This is a genomic window from Kitasatospora sp. Root107 (assembly GCF_001424875.1).
Taxonomy (GTDB): domain Bacteria; phylum Actinomycetota; class Actinomycetes; order Streptomycetales; family Streptomycetaceae; genus Kitasatospora.
Genome location: NZ_LMCT01000073.1, coordinates 84811 through 96436 on the forward strand (window position 1 = coordinate 84811; position 11626 = coordinate 96436).

The 11626-nt window shown below is 74.6% G+C and carries 10 protein-coding genes and 1 riboswitch; of the genes, 5 read left to right on the plus strand and 5 right to left on the minus strand.

Annotated features, from left to right (window positions below; all coding sequences use genetic code 11):
- Window positions 1–32: 32 nt before the first annotated feature.
- The 4 genes from ASC99_RS35985 to ASC99_RS36000 form a co-directional block, all read right to left on the minus strand.
- A complete protein-coding gene (locus tag ASC99_RS35985; RefSeq protein ID WP_057240195.1) occupies window positions 33–1478 on the minus strand; it encodes a hypothetical protein in 1446 nt (481 codons plus the stop codon).
- Between the two features lie 181 nt (window positions 1479–1659).
- Window positions 1660–2778, minus strand: coding sequence for a S9 family peptidase (locus ASC99_RS35990; protein WP_057240197.1), 1119 nt, complete (start codon window positions 2776–2778; stop codon window positions 1660–1662).
- A gap of 120 nt (window positions 2779–2898) precedes the next feature.
- Complete coding sequence (locus ASC99_RS39265) at window positions 2899–3588, minus strand: helix-turn-helix transcriptional regulator (RefSeq protein ID WP_157531971.1); 690 nt, start codon at window positions 3586–3588, stop codon at window positions 2899–2901.
- A 323-nt stretch (window positions 3589–3911) separates the two neighbouring features.
- Window positions 3912–4307, minus strand: coding sequence for a YidB family protein (locus ASC99_RS36000; RefSeq protein WP_057240201.1), 396 nt, complete (start codon window positions 4305–4307; stop codon window positions 3912–3914).
- Window positions 4308–4430: 123 nt separating this feature from the next.
- A riboswitch (cobalamin riboswitch) is annotated at window positions 4431–4631 on the plus strand.
- 81 nt (window positions 4632–4712) lie between these two features.
- Here ASC99_RS36000 and ASC99_RS36005 point away from each other — a divergent pair.
- From ASC99_RS36005 to ASC99_RS36025, 5 genes are read left to right on the plus strand one after another with little or no spacing between them, the layout of a single operon-like run.
- Complete coding sequence (locus ASC99_RS36005) at window positions 4713–5663, plus strand: cobalamin biosynthesis protein (RefSeq protein ID WP_082598930.1); 951 nt, start codon at window positions 4713–4715, stop codon at window positions 5661–5663.
- Window positions 5660–7177, plus strand: coding sequence for a cobyric acid synthase (locus ASC99_RS36010; RefSeq protein ID WP_057240202.1), 1518 nt, complete (start codon window positions 5660–5662; stop codon window positions 7175–7177). Before ASC99_RS36005 ends, ASC99_RS36010 begins: the two co-directional genes overlap by 4 nt.
- Window positions 7174–9183, plus strand: coding sequence for a putative cobaltochelatase (locus tag ASC99_RS36015; RefSeq protein WP_057240204.1), 2010 nt, complete (start codon window positions 7174–7176; stop codon window positions 9181–9183). The genes ASC99_RS36010 and ASC99_RS36015 overlap by 4 nt, the downstream gene beginning before the upstream one ends.
- A gap of 2 nt (window positions 9184–9185) precedes the next feature.
- Window positions 9186–9791 carry a cob(I)yrinic acid a,c-diamide adenosyltransferase gene (gene cobO, locus ASC99_RS36020; RefSeq protein ID WP_057240205.1) on the plus strand — a complete coding sequence of 202 codons (606 nt, stop codon included), beginning with the start codon at window positions 9186–9188 and terminating at the stop codon, window positions 9789–9791.
- A 4-nt stretch (window positions 9792–9795) separates the two neighbouring features.
- Entirely contained in the window at window positions 9796–11175 is a 1380-nt protein-coding gene (locus ASC99_RS36025) for a cobyrinate a,c-diamide synthase (RefSeq protein WP_057240207.1), read from the plus strand.
- On the opposite strand, the gene ASC99_RS36030 is transcribed toward ASC99_RS36025, so the two are convergent.
- Window positions 11148–11626, minus strand: a 479-nt coding sequence (locus ASC99_RS36030; RefSeq protein ID WP_369825218.1) for a GNAT family N-acetyltransferase, incomplete at its 5' end; no start/stop codon positions are given. The genes ASC99_RS36025 and ASC99_RS36030 overlap by 28 nt on opposite strands.

Here is an 11626-nt window from a genome sequence, read left to right on the forward strand (position 1 = left end):
GAGCTCCTGGGACCGAGGCTAGGCCGGACGGCTTAAGCGCCGCCCTTGTGCACGCTAAAGGCCGACCGTCGCGCCGCCCGGGCCACCGCGGGGTCGGGGTGCACCCCGGCGACGGCGGTGAGGACCGAGGCGGCCCGCGGGTGACCGGACTGCCGGGCCCGGTTGAAGAGCCGGACCGGCTCCCCCGCCGAGGCGCCCTCGACGTGACCGACCAGCAGGCCGGTCTCGCCGTGGTCCAGCACGGCGGCGGCGGTGTCGACCCAGAGCCAGGCGGCGTCCTCGGCCGTCAGGACGTCCGAGGGCAGCACACCGACCTCGTCCGACTGCTCGGCCAGCCAGAGCAGCGCGTAGGGGCGCAGGACGCCCTCGTCCACGGCCGCCCGGACCGCCTGCTCGGCGGTGCCCCCGGCGACCCGGAGCGCCTCGAAGGCGAGGCCGCGCAGCAGCGCGTCGTCGCCCCGGGCGGCGTCCAGCAGCTCGGCCACCGCGCGGTCCACCGGCCGGGCCGCGACCCAGGCGCGGTACTCGGCCCTGGCAGGTCCTGGCGAGTAGCTGGCGCAGGCGTCCAGCAGTTCCAGCGCGCTCTGCTCGATGTGGCCGGCGGCGGTCTGCGCGACGGTGCAGATCTCCTCCAGCTTGGCCCGGACCGCCCAGTGCCCGAGCGGCGAGAGCTCGGCCGCCTCGTCCTGGCGGGTGAGCGCGCCGACGGCGGCCAGGCCGTCCAGCATCCAGTCCAGTACGGCCGCCACGTCGGCGGGCGAGTGCGGGGTGTCGATCTGCGGCTCGCGGCAGGTGCCGCGGACCGCGGAGACGGCGGAGGCGGCGTGCGGGACGGGCGACAGCGGGGTGGCCCCGGCGGCCACCCTGCGCTCGTCCAGGCCCCGGCGGAGCAGCTCCAGGAGCTCGCTGTCGGCCACCGGACCGTCCACCAGGTGCAGGAAGGAGAGCAGCTGGGGTGCCTGGTCCACGGCCTGCCCGGCCAGCACGGCGAAGACGCCGCGCATCGCGGCGGGCGGCATCGGGGCGACCAGGGTCCAGGCGTCGAACAGCGCGGACCAGCCACGGACCACGGCCTCGTCGTCGTGCTCCCAGGCATGCAGCCGCCACCCGGGGGTGGCACCGCCGTCCCGGGCCTCGACCAGGCCGACCAGCAGGGCCTGGCCCCAGGCGTTGGCGGCGGCGCCGACGGTCATGGCGAGCGCCCGGCCGGCCGCGCGAGCGTCCTCGGGGAGCAGCTCGCCGCGCTTGTCGACCTCGTCGAGTTCGCCGGCCCAGCGGGCGATCCGGACCGCGTCGGCGAGCATCCGGCGGGCCAGTGGGGCCAGCTCGGCGGGTGCGGGGAAGCCCTCCGGGACCGGGGCCCGGCCACGGCCGGGCTTGGGTGCGGGGGTACGGCGGCGGGGGGCGGAGGTGGTACTGGGGGTGCTGCCCGGCTGTGCGGTGTCACCGCGGCGGGCCGTGCCGGGGAGACGGGTCACCGTCGCCCCGGTACCGATCGTCGGCGGGAGCGGGGCATCACGGTCGCGCGAATTCCGAGACGTCACGCCGTGCAGTCTTCCCCGTGCGTGGGCCTTCTGTCACATCGCCTTTTCCCGGGCAAGGGGCAAACCAGACGCCAGCGGTCATTTCACGAGCTCGTTCCCCGATTCGGGGCCACCGCTAGAGCAGCGGGGTGAGCCAGCGGCGGAGGGTCTCCGTGTAGCCGGCCGGGTCGGCGTTCCAGAGTGCGGCGTGCTCGGCGTGCGGGACGGGGTGCAGGCTGACCAGGTCGCCGCGCAGCTCCGCCAGCCTGGCGGCGGCGTCCCAGGGGGCGATCGAGTCGGCGGGGCTGTGCAGCAGCAGAGCTGGCACGTGCAGGTCGGCGCCGGAGGCGAGCCGGGCGAAGCCGGCCAGGTCGACCTTGCTGCGGCCCTCGGCGGCCAGGGCGCCGAGTTCGGCGAGCGCGGCGGGCACCCCGGCCTTGGCGCGTTCCCGGCGGACGGTCTGCGACCAGTCCAGCACCGGGGAGTCCAGCACCAGCCCGGCCACCGCCTCCGGCCAGGCCGTCCGGGCGGCGGCCTGCAGCACCATGGTGGCGCCGACCGACCAGCCGTACAGGATCACCCGGCCCGCGCCGCTGTCCAGGGCCAGCCGGATCGCCGCTTCGACGTCCTGCCACTCGGTCTCGCCGAAGTGCCCGAGCCGGTCCGGCGAGGCCGGGGCGTCCCCGTCACCCCGGTAGGTGACGGTCAGGGTGGGCAGCTGGAGTGTGTGCAGCAGCGGGAGGACGGGCAGCGCCTGCGAACGGTCCGCGCCGGGGCCGTGCACCAGGATGACCCAGGTACCGCGCGTGGCGTCGATGTACCAGGCCGGGAGCTCACCGAGGTCGCCCTTGGCCACGGTCTCGGTGTAGCGGAGACCGAGGGCCGAGCGCGGGTCGCCGACGTACACCCGGGGTGTCAGTTCGACCTTGTCGCCGATCTGCAGGGATCCGCCGTCCACCCGTTCGAGGCGACGGGTGACGGTCTGCGGGCCGGTGCCGAGCACCTCGCCGACCACCGCGTGGCCGCCGTCGCGCCACTCCAGCGCGTACCGGCCGGGTCGGGCGGTGGCGGTACTGCGGGTGATCACCACCCCGCCGGGGGCCAGGTCGTGCACCCGCAGGTCGGCGCCGGCACCGGGCTCGGCCCGCCCGGGCCTGACCACCCCGTCGGACGCCTTGCGGCCGAGCAGCAGGACGGCCGCGGCACCTGCTCCGACTGCGGCGGCGGCCACCATGGCCGCGGTTCCCCAACGCATTGCGCTCCCCGGTGTGCTGTGGCGGACGGGACGATGCGGTCCATTCCATCGGCACGGGCGCCGCGGTGCCACCGGGGCAGGGCCGTCCGGGAGCGGACGGTCTTGGGAGCGGACGGTCCGTCAGACCGGGATGTCGGTGGGGTGCCCGGACAGCAGCTCCCAGAACCGCTGCGCGTGCGGCTTCACCGGCTGCTGCTCGGCCGGGCTCGGCGAGGAGCCCCAGTGCATCGGCACCAGGTACTCGCCCTGCAGCTCCGCGAGGGCCTGCTCCAGCACCGGCCGGGGCGCCGGCACCATCTTGGCGATCGGCTTCACCTGGGACTGCCAGCGGCCGTCCACGCACTGGCGCAGGCAGCGGTCGAGCTCGTCCTGACGGTGGGTCACGTGCACCAGCATCCGCAGGCCGATGCCGAGCGCGTGGGCCAACGCGTACGTCTGAGCGGCGTCACCGCCCCACTTGCCGGTCAGCTCGGCCTGCTCGTACGCCCGGAGGGTCACGCCGATCCGTTGGGCGGCCTGGTCCTGGGACAGCTCTCGGCTCACCCGGAAGTCCCGCAGGGTGGCCGGTGCAGCGCCCATCAGCTGGGCGGGCGGACACCAGAGGGCCCGGGCCAGCGCGATGAACTCCTCCTCGGACGGCCGGAACTCACCGGTCTCCCAGCCGATCACGTGCGTCGGCAGCAGGCGGACGCCGTGCGCGGCCATCCCTTCGGCGACCTGATCGGGGGTCAGGCCGAGGCCGGCCCGGTGGGACCGCGCCGCAGTCGGCGAGAAGGGCACGGGGGTGGGGGCGGGCGGTCTTCGTCGCATGCCACCAGACGCTAGGCCCGGGGCGGGCTGCCCGATCACCCGCTGAACACACGAAGCCCCTGGGGCCGCCCTGCCGGGGCATTGGTGATTCCTACAGCCGCTGACGCCTGATCAGCCCCCGTACTCGGAGGTAGCCACGTTGCAGGGCTGCGCTGTAGGCAGATGCTCAGCAATCTACGGTCCAGGGGCTCGGGGAACTGCGAGGAGATCTGGCGCCGGGGTCACTGCGAAAGTGCCTGACCACCTACGCAAGGATCACCTTGTTCCGAGGTCGGCGTCGCAGTTCCCCGAGCCCCTGGCGTGTGCCACCTTGCCCGGCTGCGTCAGCTCTGCTTGCCGAAGAGCTCGTCGAGGGTGGCCGGGGTCGGCACTTCGCCGGTCGGGGTGAGCTGGTCGACGGCGGTGGGGAGCTGGGCGGCGAGTTGCTGGGCGACCTGGTCGCGGGAGAGGCCGGACTGCTCGACCAGGGCGTCCAGCTCGCGGTCGGGCAGGGCGGCCGCGAGTTCGGCGCCGGTGACCGGGTGGTTGTCGCCGGTACCGACCCAGGACTGGGCCTGGGAGCCGAGGCCGCCCTGGGTCAGTTGTTGGAGCAGTGCGCCCAGACCGCCCGCCGCTCCCTGGCCGCCGCCGAGTGTGCCGAGCAGCATCGCCAGCAGGTTTCCCCCGCCTCCGCCCGTGCCGCCGAGCAGTCCCCCGAGAAGCTTGCCGAGATCGGTCATGACCGTCCTCCAGTTCGGGCGCGGACCGACGCCGCGCCAGGGCCAGCTTCACCCGCCCGGGAGCGCCTCGCTCGGTGGGGCGAACAGACGTGTGACCAACCCCTCCGCGCCCGTTGTTGACTGCCTGTCCGGCCGCGTGATGGGATCCTTCAGCCAAACGGAGGCAAGTAGAGGAAGCCGGTGCGAGTCCGGCGCGGTCCCGCCACTGTCACCGGGGAGCACTCTCGACATATGGTCACGACGGCCCGCTGCGGCGGCTGTTGGAAGGCCCGAGGGTGTGTCGGACCCGGAAGCCAGGAGACTCTCACCCCCGGTACGTCGATCCAGGGCGCGGACCCTGAGTGAGGACACCCACGCCATGCCGGCCACCCAGGACCGAGCCGACCCGTCGCCGTCGTGCGCCGACTGACCCCCGCGCTCCCGTTCCTGCTCGGTTCCGTCGCCGGCTACCTCGCCGACGCGCGGTTCGCCGACCCCCGTCGGGGTCACCCCGTCGCCGTCTTCGGCTCCGCCGCCACCCGGCTGGAGCGCCGCCTCTGGCGTGACCACCGTGCGACCGGCGCCGCGTACACCGCCGCCTGTGTGGGCACCGTCGCGGCCGGGGCGGTGCTCGCCGAGCGGGCCCTGCGCCGGGCGCCGCTGACCCGGGCCTGCCTGGCCGCCGCCGCCACCTGGACGGTGCTGGGCGGCACCTCGCTGACCCGGGAGGCCCGCACCATCGGCCGCTCGCTGGCGGCGGACGACCTGGCGGCCGCCCGGGAGCGGCTGCCGCACCTGTGCGGCCGGGACCCGAGCGCGCTGGACGGGCCGCAGATCGCCCGCGCGGTGGTGGAGTCGGTCGCCGAGAACACCGCCGACGCCGTGGTCAACGCCCTCACCTGGGGCGCGCTGGCCGGTACACCCGGACTGCTCGCCTTCCGGGCCGTCAACACCCTGGACGCGATGGTCGGTCACCGCTCCCCGCGCCACCTGCGGTTCGGCTGGGCGTCGGCCCGGCTGGACGACCTGGCGGGCTGGCCGGGCGCCCGGCTGACCGCACTGCTCACCGTGGCGGCCGCGGCCGAGCCGCGGACCGCCTGGCGGGTCTGGCGCCGTGACGGCTCGTCACACCCGAGCCCCAACGCCGGACAGGCCGAGTCGGCCTTCGCCGGGGCGCTCGGGGTGCGGCTGGGCGGCACGCTCCGGTACGGCGAGCGAGTGGAGCACCGGCCCGTACTCGGCGGCGAGCTGCGGCCGGTGACGGTCGATGACATCGAGCGGGCCTGCGCGCTGTCCCGGCGGGTCGGAGCCCTGGCGCTGGCGGTCACCGTGACCGGCCGGGCCCTGTACTCGTGCTACTCGTGGAGGAAGTCGTGAGCGGTTCACTGCTGGTCGCCGGAACGACCTCGGACGCGGGCAAGAGCGTGGTCACCGCGGGCATCTGCCGCTGGCTGGCCCGACAGGGCGTCAGGGTGGCCCCGTTCAAGGCGCAGAACATGTCGCTGAACTCCTTCGTCACCGCCGACGGCGCCGAGATCGGCCGCGCCCAGGCGATGCAGGCGCAGGCCGCCCGGGTGGAGCCGGAGGCGGCGATGAACCCGGTGCTGCTCAAGCCCGGCGCGGACGGCCGCAGTCAGGTGGTGCTGCTCGGTCGGGCGGTGGCCGAGGTCGGTGCGCTGGACTACCGCGAGCGCAAGCCCGTCCTGCTGGAGCGGGCGCTGGAGTGCCTGGCCGACCTGCGCAGCCGGTACGAGGTGGTGGTCTGCGAGGGCGCGGGCTCGCCCGCCGAGATCAACCTGCGGGACCGGGACATCGCCAACATGGGCCTGGCCACGGCAGCCAAGCTGCCGGTGGTGGTGGTCGGCGACATCGACCGGGGCGGGGTGTTCGCCGCGATGTACGGGACGCTGGCGCTGCTCTCGGCCGAGGACCAGGCGCTGGTGGCGGGCTGGTTCGTGAACAAGTTCCGGGGCGATGCGCGCCTGCTGGCGCCCGGCCTTGAGATGCTGCGCGAGCTGACGGGCCGTCCGGTGCTCGGCACCCTGCCGATGCTGTCCGGCCTGTGGCTGGACGCCGAGGACTCGCTCGACCTGACCACGGTGGTGGACCAGGGTTCGGTGCGCGGTCCGGTCGGGGCCGACGTGCTGCGAGTGGCGGTGGTGCGCTTCCCGAGGCTGTCGAACTTCACCGACCTGGATGCGCTGGCCCAGGAGCCGGGCGTACTGGTGCGCTGGGCCACCCGGGCCGAGGAGCTGGCCGACGCCGATCTGGTGGTGCTGCCCGGCACCCGGGCCACCGTGGCCGACCTGGCCTGGCTGCGCGAGCGCGGGATCGAGCCGGTGCTCAAGGCCCGGGCGGCGGCGGGGCTGCCGGTGCTCGGGGTGTGCGGTGGATACCAGATGCTCGGTCAGCTGATCGAGGATCAGGTGGAGTCGAAGGCGGGCACGGTGGAAGGTCTCGGCCTGCTGCCGACCCGGGTGGTGTTCGGCCGGGAGAAGGTGCTGGCCCGTCCGGTCGGCGAGGCTTTCGGCGAGCGGGTGGAGGGGTACGAGATCCACCACGGCGTGGTGACGGTCGAGGGTGGGGACCCCTTCCTGGACGGCTGCCGGGTCGGCTCCGTGTGGGGGACCACCTGGCACGGCGCGCTGGAGAACGACGGCTTCCGGCGTGAACTGCTGCGTACGGTGGCCGGCTTGGCGGGTCGGGCCTTCGTCCCGGCGCCGGACACGTCCTTCGCCGCCGCCCGGGAGGAACGCCTGGACCGGCTGGGCGACCTGATCGAGGAGCACGCCGACACCGACGCACTGTGGAAGCTGATCGAGGGCGGCGCCCCCGCCCACCTGCCGTTCGTCCCACCCGGGGCACCCCGAGCTACGGAGACCGACCGATGACCGACGTGCGTTACCCCTTCACCGCGATCGTCGGCATGGCCGACCTGCGGCTCGGGCTGCTGCTGAACGCCGTCTCGCCGGCCGTCGGCGGGGTGCTGGTGCGCGGCGAGAAGGGCACCGCCAAGTCGACCATGGTGCGGGCCCTGGCCGGGCTGCTGCCCTCGATCGACACCGTGCCGGGATGTCGCTTCTCCTGCGACCCGGCCTCCCCCGACCAGGGGTGCCCGGACGGCCCGCACGCCTCGGTCGACGGCCACCGACGCCCGGCCCACCTGGTCGAGTTGCCGGTCGGCGTGTCCGAGGACCGGATCGTCGGCTCGCTCGACCTGGAGCGGGCACTGGCCGAGGGCGTCAAGGCGTACGAGCCCGGCCTGCTGGCCAAGGCGCACCGGGGCGTGCTCTACATCGACGAGGTGAACCTGCTCCAGGACCACGTGGTGGACCTGCTGCTGGACGCCGCCGCGATGGGCCGCTCGTACGTCGAGCGCGAGGGCGTGTCGGTCCGGCACGCGGCGCGCTTCCTGCTGGTCGGCACGATGAACCCGGAGGAGGGCGAGCTGCGGCCGCAGCTGCTCGACCGGTTCGGCCTGACGGTGGAGATCGCCGCCACCCGGGAGCCGGACGAGCGGGCCGAGGTGGTCCGCCGCCGACTGGCGTACGACGCCGACCCGGACGGCTTCGCGGCCCGGTTCGCGGCCGAGGAGCGGGAGCTCGCCGAACGGATCACCGCCGCCCGGGAGTTGCTGCCCAGCGTGGTACTGACCGATGTGGCACTGCGTCAGATCACCGCCGTCTGCGCCGCGTTCGAGGTGGACGGGATGCGCGCGGACATCGTGATGGCCCGCACCGCCATCGCGCTGGCCGCCTGGGAGGGCCGGACCGAGGTGAACGAGCAGGACGTCCGCAAGGCCGCCCAGCTCGCCCTGCCGCACCGCCGTCGGCGCAACCCGTTCGACGCTCCGGGGCTGGACGAGGAGCAGCTCGACCGCACCCTGGACGAGCACTCCGAAGGCCCCGAGGACCCGGACGGCGGTGGCCCCGACGGTGACGGCGGCGGCGCACCCGAGCCGCAGGGCGACGCCCCCGACGGCTCGACGGCCGCCGAAGAACCCGCCGGGGAACCGGAGTTGCCCTCGCAGGCGCAGGGCGGCGGCACGAAGGCGCCGGTGGCCACGGCCGGGGAGCCGTACCGGACCCGGCTGTTCAAGGTGCCCGGCACCGGCAAGGGCGCCCAGGGGCGCCGCTCGCCCGCCGAGACGGACGGCGGGCACACCATCCGCTCCCGCCGCCCACAGGGCCAGCTCAGCCGACTGCACCTGAGCGCCACCCTCCAGGCGGCCGCGCCGCACCAGGCCGCGCGCGGGCGGGACTCGCGGGCGCTGGTGCTGCGCAAGGACGACTTCCGCGAACAGGTGCGCCAGGGGCGGGAGTCCAACCTGGTGCTGTTCGTGGTGGACGCCTCCGGGTCGATGGCGGCCCGGCAGCGGATGACCGCCGTCAAGGGCGCGGTGCTCTCGCTGCTGATGGACGCCTACCAGCGGCGGGACAAGATCGGCATGATCACCTTCCGGGGCAGCGGCGCCGAGCTGGCGCTGCCGCCGACCTCCTCGGTCGAGGTCGGCGCGGCCCGGCTGGAGCAACTCCCCACCGGGGGAAGGACTCCACTGGCCGCCGGGCTGCTCCGGGCGCACGAGACGCTCCGGGTGGAGCGGATGCGCGACCCGCACCGCCGCCCGCTGCTGGTGGTGGTCACCGACGGCCGGGCCACCGGCGGCAAGGACGCCCTGCCGCAGGCCGGGCGGGCGGCCGGACTGCTGGCCGCCCAGGGCGTGGCGAGCGTCGTACTGGACTGCGAGTCCGGCCACGTCCGGCTCGGCCTCGCGCACACACTGGCGGCCCAACTGAACGCCTCCGCCGTCACCTTGGACGACCTCCGGGCCGAGGGCGTCGCCGCCCTGGTGCACGCGCACCGGCCCTCCTCCTCTTCGATCCGAAAGGCAGCCTGACCATGCCGAAGGGCCAGCCAGAGACCGTCCCCGACGACGGTCTGACCACCCGCCAGCGCCGTACGCTGCCGATCACCGCCGTGCACACCGGACCTGGCAAGGGCAAGTCCACCGCCGCCTTCGGGATGGCGCTGCGGGCCTGGAACCAGGGCTGGCCGGTCGGGGTGTTCCAGTTCGTCAAGTCGGCCAAGTGGAAGGTCGGCGAGGAGAACGCGCTCAAGGTGCTCGGCGCCTCCGGCGAGGGCGGCACGGTGGACTGGCACAAGATGGGCGAGGGCTGGTCCTGGGTCCAGCGCTCCGCCGACATGGTCGAGTCCAGCGAGGAGGCGGCCAAGGAGGGCTGGGAGCAGGTCAAGCGCGACCTGGCCGCCGAGACGTACCGCTTCTACGTGCTGGACGAGTTCACCTACCCCATGCACTGGGGCTGGGTCGACGTGGCCGAGGTGGTCGAGGTGCTGCGGAACCGTCCAGGCAACCAGCACGTGGTGATCACCGGCCGGTACGCCAAGGACGAACTCCTCGAACTCGCCGACCTGGTCACCGAGATGACCAAGGTGAAGCACCCCATGGACGCCGGCCGCAAGGGCCAGCGCGGTATCGAGTGGTAGCCCGTTGAACAACATCCCCCGCCTCGTGATCGCCGCGCCCTCCTCGGGCGCGGGCAAGACCACCGTCGCCACCGGCCTGATGGCCGCCCTCGCCGCGCGCGGCCTGGCGGTCTCCCCGCACAAGGTCGGCCCGGACTACATCGACCCCGGCTACCACGCGCTCGCCGCCGGGCGTCCTGGCCGCAACCTGGACGCCTTCATGTGCGGGCCCGAGCGGATCGCCCCGCTCTTCCTGCACGGGGCTGCCGGGGCCGACGTGGCCGTGGTCGAGGGCGTCATGGGCCTGTACGACGGAGCAGCCGGGCGGGGCGAGTTGGCCTCCACCGCGCACGTAGCCAAGCTGCTCAAGGCACCGGTGGTGCTGGTGGTGGACGCCTCCTCGCAGTCCCGCTCGGTGGCCGCGCTGGTACACGGCTTCGCCTCCTGGGACCCCGAGGTCAGGCTCGCCGGGGTGATCCTCAACCGGGTCGCCTCGGACCGGCACGAGCAGCTGCTCCGGGAGGCGCTGGAGGAGGGCGGCGGGGTGCAGGTACTCGGCTGCGTCCGGCGTTCGGCCGCCGTCGCCACGCCGTCCCGGCACCTGGGCCTGATCCCGGCCGTGGAGCGCTCGGCGGACGCCCTGCGCGCTGTCCGGGACATGGGCGAGCTGATCGGCGCCTCGGTCGACCTGGATGCGCTGCTCGAACTGGCGCGCAGTGCGCCGCCGTTGGATGCCGAGCCGTGGTCGGCCGCGGAAGAGGTCTCGCCGGTGGCGGGACGGCCGCGGGTGGCACTGGCGGCCGGGGCGGCGTTCTCGTTCTCGTACGCGGAGAACGCGGAGCTGCTGGCGGCGGCGGGCGCGGAGGTGGTGCCGTTCGATCCGCTGCACGAGGCTGAACTCCCCACTGGGGCAGCCGGGTTGGTGATCGGCGGCGGGTTCCCGGAGATGTACGTCAAGGAGCTCAGCGCGAACGCCGGGCTGCGCGCCTCGATCGCCGCGCTGGCCGCCGCCGGGGCGCCGGTCAGCGCCGAGTGCGCCGGGTTGCTGTATCTGGGGCAGGAGTTGGACGGTGCGCCGATGTGCGGTGTGCTGAACACCACGGCCCGGATGACCGAGCGGCTCACCCTGGGCTACCGGGAGGCGGTCGCGCTCACCGACAGCGTGCTGGCGCCGACCGGGTCGCGGCTGCGCGGGCACGAGTTCCACCGGACGGTCTGCGAACCGGGCGCGGGCGATCCGCCGGGCTGGGGCTGGCGGGGCCCGGCCGGGTCATGCACCGAGGGCTTCGTGAGCGGCTCGGTGCACGCCTCGTACCTGCACCTGCACTGGGCCGGGGCGCCCGAACTCGCCTCGCGGTTCGTCCGGGCGGCCGCCGACTACGCGGCTGCGGTGGGGAGTTCGTAGATCAGCTCCAGACCGTCCTCGTCGTCCCACTGCTCGCCGACGTGGACCAGGCCGAAGCCCGCGACCGTGGCCAGCGAGGCGGCGTTGTCCGGGCTGATGGTGGCCCGGAGTACGGTCACCGTCGGCTCAGCGGTGGCCTGCCGGAGCAGCGCGGCCAGGATCGCCTTGGCGTACCCCTGGCGGCGCCGCCCCTCGGCCACGCCGTAGCCAACCTCCACCATGCCGCGCTCGTCCGGCGGGCCGTGGAAGCCGGCCGCGCCGATCACCACGCCGTCGGCCAGCACCGCCCGGGTCACCCACTCGGCGCTCGACGGGTCGTCACCGATCTGGTGGTAGCGGCGGGCCCAGACGCCCAGCATCCGGCCGTCGGCCAGGTCCGGCGGGAAGGTGAGGCCGCTGGCGGCGGTCGCGCCGTCGAGGTCGCCCACCATCAGGGCGGCCATCGCGGCGC